This is a genomic window from Kitasatospora phosalacinea (assembly GCF_000716545.1).
In the GTDB taxonomy this organism is placed as follows: Bacteria; Actinomycetota; Actinomycetes; order Streptomycetales; family Streptomycetaceae; genus Kitasatospora; species Kitasatospora phosalacinea.
The window spans coordinates 13,032-33,948 of the sequence record NZ_JNWZ01000039.1 but is presented as its reverse complement, the minus strand read 5'-3'; the positions used below and the strand labels follow the sequence as shown (position 1 = coordinate 33,948).

The following is a 20,917-nucleotide window of genomic DNA, read 5'->3' as shown; positions in this document are numbered from 1 at the left end:
GTCCGACGTCGTCCCCCAGCCTTCCGGGCGTGACCCCGGCCGCGGAATCCAGCAGGCATCCGTCTTCGGGGTGGGGCTGGCCCTACCTCTGGAGGTGGGGCCCGGGGGACGGCTCCACGGTAGGAGCGGGGCCCGGGAGCGGTCGTCCTCCACCGGGTTGAGCCCCGGCCCGGGAAAGCGTCCGGGGCCCGGGCCCTCTCCCCTAGGGGTTCCCGCGCTGCGGTCTGAGGGTCCCGGGCCCCGGGCGGGGCGGCTTCGCCGACGAACGGTCAGCTCGCCACGGCGAGCTCCACCCGCGGGGCGAGCGCGGCGGAGAACGCGTCCACCACCGGGGTCAGCAACACCTCGGTCTCGCGCTCCAGTTCGGTGCCGCCGTCCTCGCGCACGCCGACGTGCCGGTCCAGCACGAACCAGCCCTGGGTGATGTGCCCGGCGCCCATCGAGCTGAGCACCGGCCGCAGCGCGTAGTCCACCGCCAGCACGTGCGCGGTGGAGCCGCCGGTGGCCAGCGGCAGCACCGTCTTGCCGCGCAGCGCGTACTGCGGCAGCAGGTCGAGCAGGGCCTTCAGCAGGCCCGAGTAGGCGGCCTTGTAGACCGGGGTGCCGATCACCACGCCGTCGGCCTGCTCGAACAGCTCGACGGCCCTGGCTATCGCCGGGTCCGAGGTGTCCGCGGCGAGCAGCGCGGCGGCGGGCAGCGAGCGGGCGTCCAGCGTGCGGACCTGGTGCCCGTGCGAGGCGAGCCGGCGGTCGACGTGGCGCAGCAGCCGGGTGGTGCGGGAGGTCGCGGACGGGGAACCGGAGACGGACAGGATCACGGCCATGGAGTCACCTCGGGGCGTACGGCCGCGGGCACGCCGCGACCGGGAAGGGGGGAGGGGAAGGAGTGGGCGAGGCGCGGGTCGCCCGGGTGAGTGCGCGGCGAAGGCGTCAGCCGCGACACAGCGAGCAGGACACCCGACCGTGGTCGACGTGCCGCCGACGGGTGAGGACCTGACGCTGCTCCATACGGTCATGCAAACACGCCCGGTTTCGACGGGTCAAGGCCGTGCCCGCCTGGTGAACAGTGCTCCGAACCGTCCCCGCCCTGCATCAAAACGGCCACAACGGGGCCCGCGGCGCCTCCTCGACCACCGCGCGGCCCCCGGTTCGGGCATCCTTCCCCCATGAACACGTGGCAGGAGCGCCCGGGGGGCGGCGCATACGGGCGGGGCGACGCGGCGCGGGGCCAGGGCGGAGCGGCGGCGGAACCGCCGCTGCCGCCGGAGCTGAACCCGCGCGGCACGGGCGTCCCGCTCTCCCGTCCCGCCCGGCAGGACCGACCCGACGACGGCCGCCCGCAGGGCGGCGACCCGTACCGCGACGGCGGCGGCGGGCAGCCCCCGTACGGCGGGCGGCCGCCCCAGGGGCGGCCGCCGTACGAGTCCGGGCCGAACCCGGCCGGTCCTGGTTCCGGCGCGGGGGCGGGCGCCGGCGCGCCCGGGGCCGCCCGGCCGCGCCGCTCGCGCAAGAAGACCGTCGGCTACTCGGTGCTCGGCCTGGTCCTCGCCCTGCTGGTGACCATGATCGGCACCTACTTCTGGGCGGACGGCAAGCTGCACCACGAGAACGTGCTGGCCGACTACCCGGGCCGGCCGGCCCCGGGCAAGGGCACCAACTGGCTGATCGTCGGCTCCGACAGCCGGGCCGGCCTCACCGACGCCGACGAGCAGGACCTGCACACCGGCTCCGCCGAGGGCAAGCGCAGCGACTCGATGATGGTCCTGCACATCGGCGACAACGGGAACACGCTGATGTCGATCCCGCGCGACTCCTGGGTGCAGATCCCCGCCCACCAGGACACCTCCGGCAACGGCAAGACCGTCCCCGCCGCCACCCGCAAGATCAACGCGGCCTTCGCGGCCGGTGGCGGCCGCCTGCTGGTGCAGACCGTCGAGACCAACATGAACCTGCGGATCGACCACTACGCGGAGATCGGCTTCTCCGGCTTCGTCGGCCTGGTCGACGCCGTCGGCGGCGTCGAGATGAACATCGAGCAGCCGGTCAAGGACAAGGACTCCGGCCTCGACCTGCAGGCCGGCACCCAGACCCTGAGCGGCAAGCAGGCGCTGGCCTTCGTCCGGCAGCGCCACCAGATGGCCGACCAGGACCTCGGCCGGATGCGCAACCAGCAGAAGTTCCTCGGCGCGCTGGCCAAGCAGGCCGCCTCCCCGACGACGCTGCTCAACCCGTTCACCTTCTACCCGCTGGTCTCGGCCGGCCTGGACACCGTGATCGTCGACGACGACGCGGGCCTGACCGACCTGGGCTCGATGTTCCTCGCCATGAAGGGCGTCACCGGCGGCGACGGCAAGACCATCACCGTCCCGATCGGCAACCCGGACTACCGCACCCCCACCGGCGAGTCCGCCGTCAAGTGGGACGAGGCCAAGTCCAAGGCGGTCTTCGAGGCGATGCGCAACGACACCCCCGTCCCGGCCGCCGCCAAGTAGCCGTCGCCAAGTAGCCGCCCCCGACCGGCCGTTCGCGTCCGGTCGTTCCCTCCGGGCCGTTCCGGCCCGACCGGCCGCGCCCCGCGGCGGCGTCCGGGATCCGCGATTCGCACGGCGGATCCGAACTGCCGCCGCGGCGCGCGTCGTCGGCGCCGCCCCGCGCGGGGCGGCGGACAATGTCGGCCATGTCGCTGGTGACCGCCCTCATCTACCGCCGCCGCAGCCGACTGTTCGGCCGCCTGGTCCAGGAGGCCCTGGCCCTCTACGGGCTGGAGGTGCCGGCCGCCGCCGAGATCGGCCCCGGCCTGGTGGTCTTCCACCGCGGCTTCGGCACCGTCCTGCACCCGTACACCACCCTGGGCGCGAACGTCACCCTCTACAACGGCGTCACCATCGGCCGCGCCGACCCGTGGGTGCCGCAGGAGCTGTCGGCGATGCGGCGGGTGGTGCTGGAGGACGGCGTGGTGGTCTGCGCCGGCGCGAAGATCGTCTGCAAGAGCGGCACGCTCACCGTCGGCGCCGACACCGTCGTCGGCGCCAACGCGGTGCTGACCCGCTCCACCGGGCCCGGCGAGGTCTGGGCCGGCGCCCCGGCCCGGAAGGTCGGCGAGCGGCAGCGGGTGCACGAGCAGGGGCCCGCGCCCGCCGTCAGCTGACGTCCTGCCCCAGGGTGTCGGTGCTGGTGCGGTGCTCGGCCAGGTAGGCGTCCATCCGGTCGGTGCGCACGGCGTTCCACAGGACGCCCGCGGCGCCGTCGTCCATCAGGACCACCGCCTGGCCGTCGATGGTGTCGAAGCCGCCGAACGGGGCGTTCATGAAGTGGACGCCGTCGGGGCGGACGTCGCGCAGGCTCCAGGCGAGGTCGTACAGGTCGGTGTTGCTGAGCCGGTCGTCGACGCTGGCCACGTCGCCGATGGTGCCGAGCAGGCCGGTGAGCTTGGACGGGCTGGAGAGGGTGCCCGAGCTCATGGTCTTGATCATCAGGGCGCGCAGGAAGTTCTGCTGCCGCTTGGTGCGGTCGAGGTCCCCGTTGGGCAGGCCGTGCCGTTCGCGGACGTAGAGCAGCGCCTCGGCACCGTCCATGTGGTGGGTGCCGGCCAGCCACTCGCGGGCGTCGCCCTTGGCCTCGATGGTGCGCGGGATGGTGATGTCGACGCCGCCGACGGCGTCGGTGAGGGCCCGGAAGCCGTTCCAGTCGATCACCGCGACGTGGTCGATCCTGATCTTGGTGAGGTCCTGGACGGTCTGGATCATCAGCGCCGGGCCGCCCCAGGAGTAGGCCGCGTTGATCTTCGCCTTGCCGTGGCCGGGGACGGGCACCCAGGTGTCGCGCGGGATGGAGACCAGCGAGACCGACTTCCGGTCCGCCGAGACGTGCATCAGCATCATGGTGTCGCTGCGCTGCGCCCCGGCCTGCCAGGCCGGCGCCTTGGCGTCCTTGCCGGTGGTCGCCTGGTCGGAGCGGGCGTCCAGCCCGACCAGCAGGAAGGTCTGCCCGCTGTGCGGCACCGCCGGGGGCTGCTCGGACGCGGCCAGGGTCGGGAAGGCGTTCGGGATCCGCTCCACCGAGGACGCGTAGTGGTCCGCCACCCACAGCAGCCCGCCGAACGCCCCGCCCGCCAGCACCAGCAGCACCGCCAGCGTCCACACCAGCAGCCGCCGCCCCCGCCGGCGCCGCGGCGCGGACTCCGCCGCCGCGCCCTCCCCGCCGCCGTCCTCCCCGCCGTTCCCGTTCCCGTCCCCGTCCCCGTCACGGTCGAAGATGCTCAGCGAACCGGAGTCCTCCTCCGGTTCGTCGCCCCGCCCCTTGGAACTCATGGCGGCATTGTGAACCCCCCGTGCGGGCCTTCGAGCCGAAACCGTGAAATCCGCGCGTCCCGGCGCTCGGCCGGGCGGCTACCATCGGTGGCTGCGGCCGTCGCTCACCCCTGGTACGGCCCGGACCGAAGGGAATGCGCGTGGCTCCCCGCATCACGGTGATCGGCACCGGCTACCTGGGCGCGACGCATGCCGCGTGCATGGCGGAGCTCGGGTTCGAGGTCCTGGGGCTCGACGTCGACCGGGAGAAGCTGGCGGCGCTGGCCTCCGGGCGGGTGCCGATGTACGAGCCGGGGCTGTCGGAGCTGCTGCTCAAGCACGTCGCGGGGCACGAGGGTTCGACCGGGCGGCTGCGGTTCACCGACTCCTGGGAGGAGCTCGCGGCCTTCGGCGACGTGCACTTCGTCTGCGTGAACACCCCGCAGCGCAAGGGCGAGTTCGCCGCCGACATGAGCTACGTGGACGCCGCGGTGGACGCGCTGGCGCCGCTGCTGGAGCGGCCGACCCTGGTGGTGGGCAAGTCGACGGTGCCGGTGGGCTCGGCGAGCCGGCTGGCGGAGCGGCTGGCCGCGCTGGCCCCGGCGGGCGAGCAGGCCGAGCTGGCCTGGAACCCGGAGTTCCTGCGCGAGGGCTTCGCGGTCGACGACACCCTGCACCCGGACCGGCTGGTGGTCGGCGTGCGCAGCGAGCGCGCCGAGCGGCTGCTGCGCGAGGTGTACGCGGGCCCGATCGCGGACGGCGTGCCGTTCGTGGTGACCGACTTCCCGACCGCCGAGCTGGTGAAGGCCGCCGCGAACTCCTTCCTGGCCACCAAGATCTCCTTCATCAACGCGATGGCCGAGGTCTGCGAGAGCGCCGGCGCCGACGTGGTGCAGCTGTCCAAGGCGCTCTCGTACGACGAGCGGATCGGCCGGAAGTTCCTGAACGCCGGCCTGGGCTTCGGCGGCGGCTGCCTGCCCAAGGACATCCGGGCGTTCATGGCGCGGGCCGGCGAGCTGGGCGCGGACCAGGCGCTGACCTTCCTGCGCGAGGTCGACTCGATCAACATGCGGCGCCGCTCCCGGATGGTGGAGCTGGCCCGCGAGCAGTGCGGCGGCGGGTTCCTGGGCCGCCGGGTCGCGGTGCTGGGCGCCGCGTTCAAGCCGAACTCGGACGACATCCGGGACTCGCCCGCGCTGAACGTGGCCGGGCAGATCCAGCTCCAGGGCGCCCAGGTCACGGTCTACGACCCGAAGGCGATGGACAACGCCCGCAAGATGTTCCCCAGCCTCTCCTACGCGGCCTCCCCGCTGGAGGCCGCCGAGGGCGCGCACGTGGTGCTGCACCTGACCGAGTGGCAGGAGTTCCGCGAGCTGGACCCGACGGAGGTCGGCGCGGTGGTCGCCGAGCGCCGGGTGGTGGACGGCCGCAACGTGCTGGACGGCGAGGCCTGGCGGGCCGCCGGCTGGACGTACCGGGCGATGGGCCGGCCGTCGGCGGAGTAGCGGTCGAACCGGCGGCGCGTCGGGCCGGCGGTGCGCGGAATGGGCGGCGCGGTGGCGTCGTTGCTCCGGGCATGAGCTACGGAGACGACGCCACCGTCCGGAAGATCCTCACCGACTCCGGCGACACCTGGGCCGTGGTCGGCCTGTCGAACAACACCGCGCGGGCCGCGTACGGGGTGGCCCGGGTGCTGCAGCGGGCCGGGAAGCGGATCGTGCCGGTGCACCCGAAGGCCGAGACGGTGCTCGGCGAGCAGGGCTACGCCTCGCTCGCCGAGATCCCGTTCCCGGTCGACGTGGTGGACGTGTTCGTCAACTCCGAGCTGGCCGGGCCGGTCGCCGACCAGGCGGTGGCGAAGGGGGCGAATGCGGTCTGGTTCCAGCTCGGGGTGGTCGACGAGGCGGCCTTCGCGCGCACCCGCGCGGCCGGGCTCGACATGGTGATGGACAGGTGCCCGGCGATCGAGCTGCCGAAGCTGTAGCGGCCCCCGCCGGTCAGCCGCCGATCGGGAAGGCGACGTCGCAGACCGGGTCGGACGGCCCGGCGGCGGCCCAGTCGGCGAAGTACACCTCGCGGCCGGGGCCGAGGCGCGGGGTGCCGCCGCGCTCCGTCCAGTCGCAGACCGCGTCGTAGGCGCTGAGGATCTGCGGGTACTCCACCTGCGCCTTGGTGATCGTGGTGTACGCCTCCCGGTGCGCGGGTTCGGTGCGGTGCGCGGCGGTCAGCCCCTCGGCGCGGGCCGGGTCGATCGGAACGCAGACCTCCACCGGGCCGTCGGCGTCCTCGTTGACGTCCCCGTGGTAGACCACGAACGGGGCGGCCGCTACGCCGCCGTGGGCCGCCGCGACGGCTTCCAGCCGGGCGGTGGCCTCCGGGATGAAGCGGTCCAGCTCCTCCGGCCTGGCGCGGCGCCGCTCGGTGAGCACCAGCTGCTCGGGCACCTCGCGCAGTTCGATCCGGTACATCTCGTCGATCCCTTTCAGTCCGCTGAGTTGGACGCGGAGGTGCTCGGCCAGCGTCCGCTGCGAGGCGGTCCGCCGTTCGACGGCGGCCCAGTACGCGGCGATCCGCTCGGCCGCCGCGGGGCCCGGCAGGGCGAGCACCTCGGCGACCGTGGCCAGCGGCATGTCCAGTCCGCGCAGCCGGACGATCAGCCGCGCGGTGGCCAGGCGCTCCGGCCGGTAGTACCGGTAGCCGCTGTCCGGGTCGATCCGGTCCGGCGGCAGCAGCCCCTGCCGGTCGTACAGCCGCAGCGCCTTGGGCGACAGCAGGCCGCGCCGGGCGAACTCGCCGGTGGTGAGCAGCCGTTCCTCCTCCGCACCGGCAACGCTGCGGCCTGCCCCAGGGGCGGGGTCAAGGTCTTCGTGGTTCACGCGCCGTCCAGCTGCTCGCGGGTGGCGGTCGAGGGGCGGCGCTCGGCCCGCAGCCGGCGGGAGACCGTCTCGGCCTCGCGCAGCGCCCGGGCGGCGTTGTGCCAGGTCAGCTTGGCGAGTTCGGCCTCGGACCAGCCGCGGCGCAGCAGTTCGGCGACCAGCACCGGGTACCCGGAGACGTCCTCCAGGCCGGACGGGGTGAAGGCGGTGCCGTCGTAGTCGCCGCCGATGCCGATGTGGTCGACGCCGGCGACCTCCCGCATGTGGTCGAGGTGGTCGGCGACGGTGGCGGCGGTGGCGACCGGGCGGGGGTGCTCGGCCTCGTAGGCGCGCTGCACGGCCATCGCCCCGGGCGTCGTCTCCAGCGGGTGGAAGCCCCGGGCCGCCATGTTGGCGTCGGCGGCGAGCGTCCACTCGATGGCGGCGGGCAGCACGAACTTCGGCACGAAGGTGGCCATCGCGACGCCGCCGTTGGCGGGCAGCGCGGCCAGCACGTCGTCGGGGACGTTGCGCGGGTGGTCGCAGACGGCGCGGGCGGAGGAGTGCGAGAAGACCACCGGCGCCTCGGAGACCCGCAGCGCGTCGCGCATGGTGCCGGCCGAGACGTGCGAGAGGTCGACCAGCATGCCGAGCCGGTTCATCTCCCGCACCACCTCTTCGCCGAACGCGCTCAGCCCGCCGTGCACGGGCTCGTCGGTGGCGGAGTCCGCCCAGGGCACGTTGGAGTTGTGGGTGAGCGTCAGGTAGCGCACGCCCAGTTCGTACAGCGCGCGCAGGGTGGCCAGCGAGGAGTTGATCGAGTGCCCGCCCTCGGCGCCCATCAGCGAGGCGATCCGGCCCTCGGCGCGGGCGGCCTCCAGGTCGTCGGCGGTCAGCGCGAGCCGCAGCTGCTCGGGGTACCGCTCGGTCATCGTCCGGACGAAGTCGACCTGTTCCAGCGTCGCGCTGACCGCGCCGTCCCCCGACAGCTCGGCGGGCACGTACACCGACCAGAACTGCGCGCCGACCCCGCCCGCGCGCAGGCGGCCGAAGTCGGTGTGCAGCCGGTGGCTCTGGTCGGCCGTCAGGTCGACGGCGTCGAGGTCGTACCCGGCCTGGGCGCGCATCGCCCAGGGCAGGTCGTTGTGGCCGTCCAGCACCGGGGTGGTGCGCAGGACGGCCCGGGCGCGGTCGAGCAGTTCGGGGGTCATCCCCCCGTTCTACTACTTGCCGAAGCCGAAGGAGTCGTTCCCCGCGACCTTGGCGCGCAGCTTGCGCCCCTTCTCGGTGGCCTGATTGTTCAGCTCGGCCTGGAACTCGACCATCTTCTCGGCCAGTTCGGCGTCGAACGCGGCCAGCATCCGCACCGCGAGCAGCCCCGCGTTGCGCGCCCCGGCGACCGAGACGGTGGCCACCGGCACCCCGGCGGGCATCTGGACGATCGACAGCAGGCTGTCCATCCCGTCCAGGTAGCGCAGCGGCACCGGCACGCCGATCACCGGCAGCGGCGTCACCGACGCCAGCATCCCGGGCAGGTGCGCGGCCCCGCCGGCCCCCGCGATGACCGCCTTCAGGCCGCGCCCGTGCGCCTGCTCGCCGTAGGCGACCATCTCGCGCGGCATCCGGTGCGCGGAGACCACGTCGACCTCGTACGGGATCTCGAACTCGTCGAGCGCCTGCGCGGCGGCCTCCATCACGGGCCAGTCGGAGTCGGAGCCCATCACGATGCCGACAAGGGGAGAGGTCATTCGGTGATCGTTCCTCGCAGGTAGGCGGCCGCGTGGCGGGCGCGCTCGCGGACGTCTTCGAGGTCGTCCCCGAAGACGTTGACGTGGCCGACCTTGCGGCCGGGCTTCACGTCCTTTCCGTACATGTGGATCTTGAGGCCGGGGTCGCGGGCCATGCAGTGCAGGAAGGCGCGGTACATGTCGGGGTAGTCGCCGCCGAGGACGTTGACCATGACGGTCCACTTGGCGCGGGGGCGGGGGTCGCCGAGGGGGAGGTCGAGGACGGCGCGCAGGTGGTTCTCGAACTGGGAGGTGACGGCGCCGTCCTGGGACCAGTGGCCGGAGTTGTGCGGGCGCATGGCGAGTTCGTTGACCAGGATGCGGCCGTCGCGGGTCTGGAAGAGCTCGACGGCGAGGTGGCCGGTGATGTCGAGTTCGCCGGCGATGCGGAGGGCGAGCTGCTGGGCCTCGTCGGAGAGGGCGGGGTCGAGGTCGGGCGCGGGGGCGGTGACCTCGGCGCAGATGCCGTTCTCCTGGACGGACTCGACGACGGGGTAGGCGACGGCCTGGCCGCTGGGCGAGCGGACCACGTTGGCGGCGAGCTCGCGCAGGAAGTCGACCTTCTCCTCGGCCAGCACGGGGACGCCGGCCAGGAAGGGGGCGGCGGCCTCGGTCTCGTCCCCGACGACCCAGACGCCCTTGCCGTCGTAGCCGCCGCGGACGGTCTTCAGGACGACGGGGTACCCGTCGCCCTCCTCGGCGAAGGCGGTGACGTCGGCCGGGTCGGCGACCAGGCGGTGCCGGGGGCAGGGGACGCCGATGGAGTCGAGCCTGGCCCGCATGACGCCCTTGTCCTGGGCGTTGACCAGGGCCTCCGGGCCGGGGCGGACGGCGACGCCCTCGGCCTGCAGGGCGCGCAGGTGCTCGGTGGGCACGTGCTCGTGGTCGAAGGTGATCACGTCGCAGTCGGCGGCGAAGGCCCGCAGCGTGTCGAGGTCGCGGTAGTCGCCGAGCACGGTGGTGCCGACCACCTGCGCGGCCGACTCCTGGGGGGTGTCGGCGAGGAGTTTGAAGCGGATGCCCAGCGGGATGCCCGCCTGGTGCATCATGCGGGCGAGCTGCCCGCCACCGATGACTCCGACCACTGGAAAGTTCGCATTGCCCGCTACAGTCACGCGCTCCAGGATATCCGGGCCGGTGGGGGCACTCGTACCCGCGTGCGCGGGGTCGCGCGCGCCCGGATCGCGCGCGGATCGGGGCCGGAGCACCCGCGGAGTGCGGGTAGCCTGGTGGGCCGGATCGCACGACACCTACTTATCCGATCATGTGAAGTAGACGTAGACGGAGACAGCCCGGATGACGAGCACCATCGAAACGCGCCCCTCCCCGCTCCAGCGGCTGCGGGGGCTGCGCATGGAGGCCTTCGGCTTCGCCCTGATCGGCGCCTCCGGCGTGGTGGTCAACTTCGGACTGTTCTGGATCCTCAACAACGCCGTGGGCCTGGCCTCGCTGCGCTCCAACATCGCGGCGACCGTGGTGGCGATCGCCACCAACTACCTCGGCTACCGCTACTGGCTCTACCGGGACCGCGACGCCGCCTCGCGCAAGCGGGAGATCACGCTGTTCCTGCTGTTCAGCGGCGTCGGCATGCTGATCGAGACCGGCACCCTGGGCTTCACCCAGTACGTGCTGGGGCTGGACAGCCCCGTCGAGCGGCTGGGCGGCAAGCTCCTCGGCCTGGCGATCGCCACCGTCTTCCGCTTCGTCTCCTACCGCACCTGGGTGTTCAAGGCGATGCCGGAGCTGGAGGACCCCGAGGTCGTGCAGGAGGCGGAGCTGCTGCTCGCCGCCGAGGAGCGCCCCGCGCTGGCGAACTGAACCGACCGCGCCCCCTCAGCCGTCCCCGCGGGCGAGGAAGAGCGCGAACACCGGCGGCCGCAGCGACAGCAGTTCGAGGCGGCCGCCGTCGGCTTCGGCGATGTCGCGGGCGACGGCCAGCCCGATGCCGGTGGAGTTGCGGCCGCTGACGGCCCGTTCGAAGACCCGGTTGCCCAGCTCCCGGGGGACGCCCGGGCCCTCGTCCTGGACCTCGGCGACCACCGAGCTGCCGGAGCGGCGCACCCGCAGCGTGATGGCGCCGGCGCCGTGCATCAGCGAGTTCTCGATCAGCGTGGCGAGCACCTGGGAGACGGCGCCGGGGGTGCCGATCACCCGGGCCCCGGCCAGGCCCTCGATGACCAGCCGCCGCCCGCCGTCGCGCAGGGTCGGGGCCCACTCCTCGACCTGCTGCTTGACCACCTCGTCGAGCCCGAAGGTCACCGCGGTGGGGCTGTTGGGGTCGCGCTGGTTGGTGAGCAGCCGCTGCACCACGTCGGTGAGCCGCTCGACCTGCTGGAGGCCGATGGCGGCCTCCTCGCGGACGGTGTCCGGGTCCTCGGCGAGCGCGGTGATCTCCTCCAGGCGCATGGAGAGCGCGGTGAGGGGGGTGCGCAGTTGGTGCGAGGCGTCGGCGGCGAGCCGGCGCTCGGCGGTGAGCATCCGGGCGATGCGCTCGGCACTGGTGTCCAGCACCTCGGCGATCCGGTCGAGTTCGGGGACGCCGTAGCGGCGGCCCTGCGGACGCGGGTCGCCGGAGCCGAGGCGTTCGGCGGTCTCGGCGAGGTCGGTGAGCGGCCGGGCCAGCCGCTTGGCCTGCCAGACGGCGAGCGCCACGGCGGCCTGGACGGCGAGCAGCGCGACCACGCCGAGCAGCAGCAGCATGTTGCCGATCTCGTGGTCGAGCGCGGTGCGGGACTGCGCGGCGGTGACGGTCTCGCCGCTGGCGCCGGTCTCGGTGGCGGTCAGCGCGTCGCCCTCGACGGGGTGGCCGAGGGCGATCTGCTCCTGCCCGGGGATGTCCACGGTGACGTGGTAGTCGTCGCCGGTGACGACCGCGGCGAACTTCTCGCCGCTGACCGGCTCCCCCGCGGCGAGCCGGCTCTCGACCAGGCCGAGGACCCGGACCGCCACCGCGTCCACCCGGTCGTTGGCGGCGTTGACGATCGTCTGCTTCTCGATCAGGGCCAGCGGCACGCAGAACACCGCGACCACCACCAGGACGACGCCCAGCAGCGAGTTGATCATCCTGCGCTTCACGCCGGGCGGTCCTTCGGTCGGGTCCGGGTCGCTTCGGTGCTTCCGGTCAGTTCTTCTCGAAGCGGAAGCCGACGCCCCGCACGGTGGCGATGTAGCGCGGGTTCGCGGCGTCGTCGCCGAGCTTCTTGCGCAGCCAGGAGATGTGCATGTCCAGGGTCTTGGTGGAGGTCCACCAGGTGGTGTCCCAGACCTGGCGCATGATCTCCTCGCGGGTGACGACCCGTCCGGCGTCCCGCACCAGGACCCGCAGCAGCTCGAACTCCTTGGCGGAGAGGGTGAGTTCCTCCTCGCCGAGCCAGGCGCGGTGCGACTCGATGTCGATCTTCACGCCGTGCGCGCCGGTGGTCAGCTGGTCGACGTTGCCGCGCCGGAGCAGGGCCCGGACCCGGGCGAGCAGTTCGGCCAGCCGGAACGGCTTGGTGACGTAGTCGTCGGCGCCGGCGTCCAGGCCGACCACGGTGTCCACCTCGTCGGCGCGGGCGGTGAGCACCAGGACGGGGAAGCTCTTGCCGTCGGCGCGCAGCCGCCGGCACACCTCCAGGCCGTCCATCTCGGGAAGGCCGAGGTCGAGCACGATCAGGTCGACGTCCTCGCTGAGGCCGGCGCCCAGGGCGGTCGGCCCGTCCTCGCGGACGAGCACCTCGTAGCCCTCGCGGCGCAGGGCGCGGGCCAGCGGTTCGGAGATTGCCGGGTCGTCCTCGGCCAGCAGCACACAGGTCATAGGGGCGATGGTAGACCGCGCGGGGGCCGCCGATCAGGGGGTCCCGGGCGGTCCCGGCCGCTCCGGACGGGGCCCTGTGAAGACCGTCACAGCCGGTGATCAACTTGATTTCGGGGCCCACTTCGGCAACAACTGCACTTTAACGGACATTCTCCACATCGCCCTTTGTTTCACAGGCAGTCTTCCGCTCTGGGCGTTGAAATGTACGATACATAGCCGCAAGGCTTTACCTTCGTCATACCTTTCACGCTCCGTGATCACCTGAACCGGCGACTTAGGGTGGTGGGAACCCCCGAGAAAACAGGCAAGGAATCAGCATGGCTCCGACCACCCTGGAGTCCGAGGCACGGCTCTCCCCCAGCCCGGGACGGACCTTCCTCGGCCACCCCCGCGGCCTGGCCACCCTCTTCATGACCGAGACCTGGGAGCGCTTCAGCTTCTACGGCATGCGCGCGCTGCTGGTGCTCTACATGACCACCGCGGCGGCCAAGGGCGGCCTGGAGGTCCCGGCGGCCACCGCCGCCGCCGTGTACTCGGTCTACAACGCCATGGTCTACCTGCTCGCGCTGCCCGGCGGCTGGATCGCCGACCGGCTGCTCGGCGCCCGGCGCACCGTCGCCCTCGGCGGGCTGGTCATCATGGTCGGGCACTTCATGCTCGCCGTCCCCAGCAAGGGGTTCTTCTTCGCCGGCCTGGTGCCGATCGCGATCGGCTCCGGCCTGCTGAAGGCCAACATCTCCACGATGGTCGGCCAGCTCTACGACAAGGACGACGACTCGCGCCGCGACGGCGGCTTCACCATCTTCTACATGGGCATCAACCTCGGCGCCTTCCTGGCACCGCTGGTGATCGGCACCGTCGGGCAGAAGGTGAACTGGCACCTGGGCTTCGCGCTGGCGGGCGTCGGCATGGCGCTCGGCCTGATCCAGTACCTGCTGGGCAGCCGCCACCTCAGCCCGCGCTCGAGCGTCGTCGCCGCGCCGATGAGCCGGGACGAGCGCCGCGCGGTGCTGCGCAAGGCCGCGCTCTGGCTGGCCGCCGCCGCGCTGTTCTACGGCGTGGTGGCCGGCACCGGGCACTTCACCGTCTCCTGGGCGATCTGGCCGCTGTCGCTGGCCGGCATCGCGATCCCCGCGCTGGTCTTCGCCCGGATCCGCCGCGACCGCGACCTGTCCGGCGCGGAGCGCTCCCGGATGGGCGGCTACCTGTGGTTCTTCGTGGCGGCCGCGGTGTTCTGGATGATCTACGACCAGTCCGGCTCCACCCTGAGCGTGTTCGCCGAGCAGAACACCGCCGGGAGCCTGTTCGGCTTCGGCTTCCCGTCCAGCTGGTTCCAGTCGCTGAACCCGCTGTACATCATGGCGCTGGCCCCGGTCTTCGCCTGGCTGTGGAACGCCGCCGCCCGGCGCGGCCGCAACCCCTCCACCACCGCGAAGTTCGCCTTCGGCCTGCTGATGATCGGCGCGTCCTTCCTGGTGATGATGCTCGCCATGGCGGCGGCGTCCGGCGGCGTCATGGTCTCGCCGCTCTGGCTGGCCGTGGTCTACCTGATCCAGACCACCGGCGAGCTGACCCTCTCCCCGGTCGGCCTGTCCGTCACCACCAAGCTGGCGCCCGCCAAGTACGCCAGCCAGATGATGGGCGTCTGGTTCCTCGCCGTCACCGCGGGCGACTGCGTGGCCGCCATCGCCCAGCTGCTGCTCGGCGACGACGTGGTCGGCTCGACCTGGTACTTCGCCGTCCAGGGCCTGCTGGCGATCGCCGCGGGCGTCGGCCTGTTCGCCGCCCGCGGCCGGATCGGGAAGCTGATGGGCGACGCCCGCTGACCGGCGTCAGACCCGCCTGACCCCGCCCTGCCACACCGCGGCGGTCAGCGGGACGCCCGGGCGGTAGGCCAGGTGGACGTGCGAGGGCGCGTCCAGCAGTTGGAGGTCCGCCCGGGCGCCGGGGGCGATCCGGCCCACGTCGGCGCGGCGCAGCGCGAGCGCGCCGCCCGCGGTGGCGGCGTGCACCGCCTCGTCGGGGGTCATGCCCATCTCGCGGACGGCGACGGCCACGCAGAACGGCATCGAGCTGGTGAAGCTGGAGCCCGGGTTGCAGTCGGTGGACAGCGCGACGGCGGCGCCCGCGTCCAGCAGCCGCCGGGCGTCCGGGTAGGGCGCGCGGGTGGAGAACTCGGCGCCCGGCAGCAGCGTCGCGACCGTGTCGCCGTCGGCCAGCGCGGCGACGTCCGCGTCGCTCAGGTGGGTGCAGTGGTCGGCGGACGCGGCGCCCAGCTCGACCGCGAGCCGCACGCCGGGGCCGGGGCCCAGCTGGTTGGCGTGCACCCGGGGCAGCAGGCCCGCGGCGGCGCCGGCGGTCAGCACCGCCCGGGCCTGGTCGCCGTCGAAGGCGCCGCGCTCGCAGAACACGTCCACCCAGCGGGCGTACGGCGCGCACGCGGCGAGCATCTCGCCGGTCACCAGCTCCACGTACCCGGCCGGGTCGTCGGCGTACTCGGGCGGCACCACGTGCGCCCCCAGGTAGGTGGTCTCCTCGGTGTGCCCGGCGGCGATCCGCAGCGAGCGGGCCTCGTCGGCGGTGCTCAGGCCGTACCCGGACTTCACCTCGACGGTGGTGGTGCCCTGGCGCAGCATCTCCTCCAGGTAGCGGGTCAGGTTGGCGTTCAGCTCGGCGTCGGACGCCGCCCGGGTCGCGGCGACGGTGGTGCGGATGCCGCCCGCGCCGTACGCCCGGCCCGACATCCGGGCGCTGAACTCGGCGGTGCGGTCGCCGGCGAACACCAGGTGCGAGTGGCTGTCCACGAACCCGGGCAGCAGCGCCCGCCCGCCCGCGTCCGCGTGCTCGTCGGCGGCGGGCGCGGCCGCGCTCGGCCCCACCCAGGCGACGCGGTCGCCGTCCACCACCACGGCGGCGTCGGCCAGCAGGCCGAGCGGGCCGGCGCCGAGGGCGGGGTCGTTGGTGACGAGCGAACCGATGTTGCTGATGAGCAGGCTCATGGGGGTCTGTGTCCTTGGTCGGTGGTGCCGCCGCCCGTGGCGGGGCAGGTCTCAGCGCAGTGCGCCGACCGCGTCCGCGAGGGCGCGTCCGGTCTCCGGGACGAGCCGGTGCACGCCGTCCTCGACCACGTGCCGGCCGCCGACCACCAGGTGGCGGACGTCGGCGGCGGACGCCGCGAAGACCGCCGTCTCGGCGCCGAGCGCGGGCGGCGCCCCGGCGGTGCGGACGGAGTCGAGGGCGAGGACGCAGAAGTCGGCGAGCGCGCCCGGCTCCAGGCGTCCGGCCTCGGGCCAGCCGAGCGAGGCGTGGCCGTCGGCGCCGCCGGCCCGGAGCAGGGCGTTCGCCGTCCAGTGGCCGCGGGTGCGGGTGCGCAGGCGTTCGTCGAGTTCCAGGGCGCGGGCCTCCTCGAACGGGTCGATGACGGCGTGGCTGTCGGAGCCCAGGCTGATCGGGCAGCCCGCCGAGGCGAGCCGCCGGGCCGGGCCGATGCCGTCGGCGAGGTCCCGTTCGGTGGTGGGGCACATGCAGACGGTGGTGGCGGAGCCGGCCAGCAGCCGGACGTCCTCGTCGGTGAGGTGGGTGGCGTGCACGGCGGAGGTGCGCGGGCCGAGGACGCCGTGGTCGGCGAGCAGCCGGGTGGGGGTGACGCCGTGCGCGGCGAGGCAGGCGTCGTTCTCAGCGGTCTGCTCGGAGAGGTGGACGTGCAGCGGCGCCCGGCGGGTCGCCGCCCAGTGCGCGACGGTGCCCAACTGCCCGGCGGGGACGGCCCGGACGCTGTGCACGGCGGCGCCGATCCGGGCGTGCGGGGCGTCCGTCAGGGCGGCGGCCCGCTCGGCCCAGGCGTCCGCGTCGCCGTCGGAGAAGCGCAGTTGGGGCCCGGTCGGTTCGGCGCCGAAACCGGAGGACAGGTAGCAGGTGTCGAGCAGGGTGATCCGGATCCCGGCCCGGGCGGCGGCCTCGACCAGCGCCTCGCCCATCGCGTTCGGGTTCGCGTACCGGGCGCCGCCGGGCGCGTGGTGCAGGTAGTGGAACTCGCCGACGGCGGTGATCCCGGCGAGCGCCATCTCGGCGTACACGGCGGTGGCGAGCGCCAGGTAGCTGTCGGGGTCGAGCGCGGCGGCGACCTGGTACATGGTCTCGCGCCAGGTCCAGAACGTCCCCGAGCCGACCTGCGCGGTGGAGCGCAGCGCCCGGTGGAAGGCGTGCGAGTGCGCGTTGGCCTGCCCGGGCAGCGCGAGCCCGGCCAGCCGGACGGCGCCCGCCGGGCAGGGCCCGCTGTCGGGGACCACCCCGGTGATCCGCCCGCCGGCGCCGACGGTGATCAGCACCTCGGGCCGGACGGCCGGGCCGTCCGGGTGCGGCAGCCAGGCGTGTTCGGCCCAGTACGTCACGACGGCCGGCATGCGAGGTCCTCCAGTACGTCGGCCAGGGCGGTGACCCCGGCGTGGCAGTCGGACCGTTCGGCGTGCTCGGCCGGGGAGTGCGAGACCCCGCTGGGGTTGCGCACGAACAGCATGGCGGTCGGGACGGCGGACGCCAGGATGCCCGCGTCGTGTCCCGCGCCGGTGGGCAGGACGGGGGCGCCCAGCAGCTCCGCGAGGCGGTCGCGCAGCGGGGCGTCGAAGTCGACCACGGGGGTGTACGACTCGCGGGTGGCCTCGACCCGGACGCCGTCGCGTTCGCCCCGTTCGACGGCCGACTGCTCGATGGATTCCACCAGCCGGGCGAGCGTGGCCTCGTCGGGGGCGCGGGAGTCCAGCCAGCCGCGTACCAGCGAGGCGATCGCGTTGGTGCCGTTGGGTTCGACGGCGACCTTGCCGAAGGTGGCGAGCGCCCCGGCGAGCCGGGCCTTCTTGCGGGCGGCGAGGACGGTGGTGGCGTAGGTGAGCATCGGGTCGCGGCGGTCGGCGAGCAGGGTGGTGCCGGCGTGGTTGGCCTCGCCGTGGAAGTCGAACCGCCACCGGCCGTGCGGCCAGATCGCGCCGGCCACCCCGACCGGCCGCCCCTCGGCCAGGTACCGGCCCTGTTCGACGTGGAGTTCGACGAACGCGCCGATCCGGCCGAGCAGTTCGGGGTCGGCGCCGATCCGCGCCGGGTCGTGCCCGGCCCGCTCCATGGCGTCGGGCAACCGGACGCCGTCGGCGTCGCGCAGCTCGTACGCGGCCCGCCGGTCGAGCGCGCCGGTGGCCAGCCGGGAGCCGACGCAGGCGACGCCGAACCGGGCGCCCTCCTCGTCCGTGAAGTTGACGATCGCCAGCGGGCGGGCGAACTCGGCGCCCCGGGCCCGCAGTTCGTCGAACGCGGCGAAGGCGGAGATCACCCCGAGCGGGCCGTCGTAGGCGCCGCCGTCGGGGACGGAGTCCAGGTGGGAGCCGGTGACCACGGCGTTCCCGGCGGCCGGATCCCCGTACCAGGCCCACTGGTTGCCGTTGCGGTCGCTCTCGCAGGCCAGGCCGCGGGCCCGGGCCTGCTGCTCGAACCAGGCCCGGCACTCGGCGTCGGCGGAGTTCCAGGCGTGCCTCCGGTAGCCGCCGGTGGCGGCGGAGCGGCCCACCGGGAGCAGCTCCGCCCACATCGCGTCGAAGCTCACAGCTCGCCCATCGGCACCCGGACGCCGCGCTCCGCCGCGACCTCCTCCGCCCGGTCGTAGCCGGCGTCGACGTGCCGGATGACGCCCATGCCGGGGTCGTTGGTGAGCACCCGGCGGATCTTCTCGCCGGCCAGCGGGGTGCCGTCGGCGACGGTGACCTGCCCGGCGTGGATCGAGCGGCCGATGCCGACGCCGCCGCCGTGGTGGATGGACACCCAGGACGCGCCGGAGGCCACGTTGACCATGGCGTTGAGCAGCGGCCAGTCGGCGATCGCGTCGGAGCCGTCGAGCATCGCCTCGGTCTCCCGGTACGGGGAGGCGACCGAGCCGCAGTCCAGGTGGTCGCGGCCGATCACGATCGGCGCGGAGAGTTCGCCGGAGGCCACCATGTCGTTGAACCGCTCGCCGGCCTTGTCGCGCTCGCCGTAGCCGAGCCAGCAGATCCGCGCGGGCAGGCCCTGGAAGTGCACCTTCTCCTGGGCCATGGTGATCCAGCGGTGCAGCGACTCGTTCTCCGGGAAGAGGTCGAGCACGGCCCGGTCGGTCTTGTGGATGTCCTTCGGGTCGCCGGAGAGCGCGGCCCAGCGGAACGGGCCCTTGCCCTCGCAGAACAGCGGCCTGATGTACGCGGGGACGAACCCGGGGAAGTCGAACGCCCGCTCGTACCCGGCGAGTCGCGCCTCGCCGCGGATCGAGTTGCCGTAGTCGAAGACCTCCGCGCCGCGGTCCTGGAAGCCGACCATCGCCTCCACGTGCCGGGCCATCGACTCGCGGGCCCGCCGGGTGAACTCGGCGGGCTTCTCGGCCGCGTACGCCGCCATGTCCTCGAAGGCGACGCCGGTGGGCAGGTAGGCGAGCGGGTCGTGGGCGCTGGTCTGGTCGGTGACGATGTCGACCGGGGCGTCCATGGCGAGCAGCTGCGGCAGCAGGTCGGCGGCGTTGCCGAGCAGGCCGATGGAGAGCGGCCGCCGCCGGTCGCGGGCCTCGACGGCCAGTTGCAGGGCGTGGTCGAGGCTGCTCGCCTCGACGTCCAGGTACCGGTGCTCGATCCGGCGGGCGATCCGGGACGGGTCGCAGTCGACGCAGATCGCGACGCCGCCGTTCATGGTGACGGCCAGCGGCTGGGCGCCGCCCATGCCGCCGAGGCCCGCGGTGAGGGTGATGGTGCCTTCGAGCGTGCCGCCGAACTTCTTGTTCGCGACGGCCGCGAAGGTCTCGTAGGTGCCCTGCAGGATGCCCTGGGTGCCGATGTAGATCCACGAGCCGGCGGTCATCTGGCCGTACATGGTGAGGCCGAGCGACTCCAGCCGGCGGAACTCCTCCCAGTTCGCCCAGTCGCCGACCAGGTTGGAGTTGGCGATCAGCACCCGCGGCGCCCACTCGTGGGTCCGCATCACGCCGACCGGGCGGCCGGACTGCACCAGCATGGTCTCGTCCTGCTTCAGCTCCCGCAGCGTCCGCACCATCGCGTCGAAGGAGCGCCAGTCCCGGGCCGCCTTCCCCGTCCCGCCGTAGACCACCAGCTTCGACGGGTGCTCGGCGACCTCCGGGTCCAGGTTGTTCATCAGCATCCGCAGGGCCGCCTCCTGCTGCCAGCCCCGCGCACTCAGCCCGCTCCCCCGCGCCGCGCGCACCTCGCGCGGGCCGCTCGTCTGCTCTGCCATGGGCCAGCCTCCCTGCCGGATGCAATTCATTCACTCTCGACCTGGCTGAATATATCCAAACAGCACCACGCCGACCAGGGTGCGCGCCACCGCACCCCTGACGCGCCTATGGGATCCGGTCCGCGCGGGTGTACACGTTGGCGCCGCGGTCGCGCAGGAAGCCGACCAGGGTGAGGCCCAACTCCTCGGCGAGGTCGACGGCGAGGGAGGAGGGTGCGGAGACGGCGGCGAGGAGGGGGAGGCCGGCCAGCGCGGCCTTCTGGGTGAGCTCGAAGGAGGCCCGGCCGGAGACCAGCAGCAGGTGGCCGGTCAGCGGGAGGCGGCCCTCGCGCAGCGCCCAGCCGACGACCTTGTCGACCGCGTTGTGGCGGCCGACGTCCTCGCGCACGCACAGCAGCGTCCCGTCCGCGGCGAACAGCCCGGCCGCGTGCAGGCCGCCGGTGGCGTCGAAGGCGCGCTGGGCGGCGCGCAGCCGCTCCGGGAGGCCGTACAGGACCTCGGCGGGGACGGTGAGCGGGTCGGCGGAGACGTCCCAGCGGGAGCGGGTGCGGACGGCGTCGACGGTGTCGCGGCCGCACAGGCCGCACGCGCTGGTGGTGAGCAGGTTGCGGTGGGCGGAGAGCGCGGGGCGGGCGCCGCGGACGGTGGCGTCGAGGACGTTGTACGTGTTGGCGCCGTCCGCGTCCGTCCCGGCGCAGTAGCGCAGCGCGGCGAGTTCCCCGGCGGCGCCGACCAGGCCCTCGCCGACCAGGAACCCGGCGACCAGGTCGAAGTCGTGGCCGGGGGTGCGCATGGTGACGGTCAGCGCCTCGCCGCCGATCCGGATCTCCAGCGGCTCCTCCGCCGCCAGGCTGTCGGGCCGCGCGGAGCGTTCGTCCCCGCGCAGCCGCACCACTCGTCGCCGTTCCGTTGCCCGCGCCATGCGTCTCACACCTC

General features: G+C 73.7%; 19 protein-coding genes. 6 read left to right on the top strand and 13 right to left on the bottom strand.

Translation table 11 applies throughout. The features are described 5' to 3' along the window. Positions 1–269: 269 nt before the first annotated feature. Positions 270–824 carry an NADPH-dependent FMN reductase gene (gene ssuE, locus OO48_RS20510; protein WP_033218383.1) on the bottom strand — a complete coding sequence of 185 codons (555 nt, stop codon included), beginning with the start codon at positions 822–824 and terminating at the stop codon, positions 270–272. 342 nt (positions 825–1,166) lie between these two features. On the opposite strand from ssuE, the gene OO48_RS20505 reads away from it, so the two are divergent. Together OO48_RS20505 and OO48_RS20500 are read left to right on the top strand one after the other, a co-directional pair. Further along, positions 1,167–2,492 carry an LCP family protein gene (locus OO48_RS20505; protein WP_033218381.1) on the top strand — a complete coding sequence of 442 codons (1,326 nt, stop codon included), beginning with the start codon at positions 1,167–1,169 and terminating at the stop codon, positions 2,490–2,492. Positions 2,493–2,677: 185 nt separating this feature from the next. Then, a complete protein-coding gene (locus tag OO48_RS20500; RefSeq protein ID WP_051732363.1) occupies positions 2,678–3,148 on the top strand; it encodes a serine O-acetyltransferase in 471 nt (156 codons plus the stop codon). Here OO48_RS20500 and OO48_RS20495 read toward each other — a convergent pair. Next, positions 3,141–4,310 carry an LCP family protein gene (locus OO48_RS20495; protein ID WP_033218379.1) on the bottom strand — a complete coding sequence of 390 codons (1,170 nt, stop codon included), beginning with the start codon at positions 4,308–4,310 and terminating at the stop codon, positions 3,141–3,143. The genes OO48_RS20500 and OO48_RS20495 overlap by 8 nt on opposite strands. Before the next feature lie 140 nt (positions 4,311–4,450). Here OO48_RS20495 and OO48_RS20490 point away from each other — a divergent pair, with 140 nt between their 5' ends. Then, entirely contained in the window at positions 4,451–5,794 is a 1,344-nt protein-coding gene (locus OO48_RS20490) for a UDP-glucose dehydrogenase family protein (RefSeq protein WP_033218429.1), read from the top strand. Positions 5,795–5,865: 71 nt separating this feature from the next. Then, positions 5,866–6,273, top strand: coding sequence for a CoA-binding protein (locus OO48_RS20485; protein ID WP_033218377.1), 408 nt, complete (start codon positions 5,866–5,868; stop codon positions 6,271–6,273). A 13-nt stretch (positions 6,274–6,286) separates the two neighbouring features. Here the strand turns inward: OO48_RS20485 and OO48_RS20480 are convergent, their stop codons facing one another. Genes OO48_RS20480 through OO48_RS20465 form a run of 4 tightly spaced genes read right to left on the bottom strand, consistent with a single transcriptional unit; the run spans position 6,287 to position 9,980 of the window. Then, on the bottom strand, positions 6,287–7,165 hold the full coding sequence (locus OO48_RS20480) for a MerR family transcriptional regulator (RefSeq protein WP_209439518.1): 879 nt from the start codon (positions 7,163–7,165) through the stop codon (positions 6,287–6,289). After that, positions 7,162–8,355 carry a dipeptidase gene (locus tag OO48_RS20475; RefSeq protein ID WP_033218376.1) on the bottom strand — a complete coding sequence of 398 codons (1,194 nt, stop codon included), beginning with the start codon at positions 8,353–8,355 and terminating at the stop codon, positions 7,162–7,164. The genes OO48_RS20480 and OO48_RS20475 overlap by 4 nt, the downstream gene beginning before the upstream one ends. 12 nt (positions 8,356–8,367) lie before the next feature. Then, entirely contained in the window at positions 8,368–8,892 is a 525-nt protein-coding gene (gene purE, locus OO48_RS20470; RefSeq protein ID WP_033218374.1) for a 5-(carboxyamino)imidazole ribonucleotide mutase, read from the bottom strand. Next, the gene (locus tag OO48_RS20465) at positions 8,889–9,980 is read right to left on the bottom strand and encodes a 5-(carboxyamino)imidazole ribonucleotide synthase (protein WP_051732367.1); all 1,092 of its coding nucleotides are present in this window, start codon (positions 9,978–9,980) and stop codon (positions 8,889–8,891) included. The genes purE and OO48_RS20465 overlap by 4 nt, the downstream gene beginning before the upstream one ends. Positions 9,981–10,227: 247 nt before the next feature. On the opposite strand from OO48_RS20465, the gene OO48_RS20460 reads away from it, so the two are divergent. Next, complete coding sequence (locus OO48_RS20460) at positions 10,228–10,749, top strand: GtrA family protein (protein WP_245194727.1); 522 nt, start codon at positions 10,228–10,230, stop codon at positions 10,747–10,749. Positions 10,750–10,764: 15 nt separating this feature from the next. Here the strand turns inward: OO48_RS20460 and OO48_RS20455 are convergent, their stop codons facing one another. Both OO48_RS20455 and OO48_RS20450 read right to left on the bottom strand, forming a co-directional pair. Beyond that, positions 10,765–12,006: an ATP-binding protein gene (locus tag OO48_RS20455; RefSeq protein ID WP_033218370.1), complete on the bottom strand. Its 1,242-nt coding sequence runs from the start codon at positions 12,004–12,006 to the stop codon at positions 10,765–10,767. A 46-nt stretch (positions 12,007–12,052) separates the two neighbouring features. Then, on the bottom strand, positions 12,053–12,727 hold the full coding sequence (locus OO48_RS20450) for a response regulator transcription factor (protein WP_033218369.1): 675 nt from the start codon (positions 12,725–12,727) through the stop codon (positions 12,053–12,055). 317 nt (positions 12,728–13,044) lie between these two features. On the opposite strand from OO48_RS20450, the gene OO48_RS20445 reads away from it, so the two are divergent. After that, positions 13,045–14,553, top strand: coding sequence for a peptide MFS transporter (locus OO48_RS20445; RefSeq protein ID WP_033218367.1), 1,509 nt, complete (start codon positions 13,045–13,047; stop codon positions 14,551–14,553). Positions 14,554–14,559: 6 nt separating this feature from the next. On the opposite strand, the gene hutI is transcribed toward OO48_RS20445, so the two are convergent. From hutI to fdhD, 5 genes are all read right to left on the bottom strand, one after another. Beyond that, entirely contained in the window at positions 14,560–15,726 is a 1,167-nt protein-coding gene (hutI, locus tag OO48_RS20440) for an imidazolonepropionase (protein WP_033218365.1), read from the bottom strand. A gap of 51 nt (positions 15,727–15,777) precedes the next feature. Further along, positions 15,778–17,130 (bottom strand): formimidoylglutamate deiminase, encoded by a 1,353-nt coding sequence (locus OO48_RS20435; RefSeq protein WP_033218363.1) that lies wholly within the window; start codon positions 17,128–17,130, stop codon positions 15,778–15,780. Next, the gene (locus tag OO48_RS20430) at positions 17,115–18,302 is read right to left on the bottom strand and encodes an allantoate amidohydrolase (RefSeq protein WP_033218422.1); all 1,188 of its coding nucleotides are present in this window, start codon (positions 18,300–18,302) and stop codon (positions 17,115–17,117) included. Before OO48_RS20430 ends, OO48_RS20435 begins: the two co-directional genes overlap by 16 nt. Positions 18,303–18,313: 11 nt before the next feature. Then, positions 18,314–19,981, bottom strand: a complete 1,668-nt coding sequence (gene hutU / locus OO48_RS20425; protein ID WP_033218361.1) for a urocanate hydratase — start codon at positions 19,979–19,981, stop codon at positions 18,314–18,316. Positions 19,982–20,087: 106 nt separating this feature from the next. Continuing rightward, a complete protein-coding gene (gene fdhD / locus OO48_RS20420) occupies positions 20,088–20,903 on the bottom strand; it encodes a formate dehydrogenase accessory sulfurtransferase FdhD (RefSeq protein WP_033218359.1) in 816 nt (271 codons plus the stop codon). Positions 20,904–20,917: the final 14 nt, after the last annotated feature.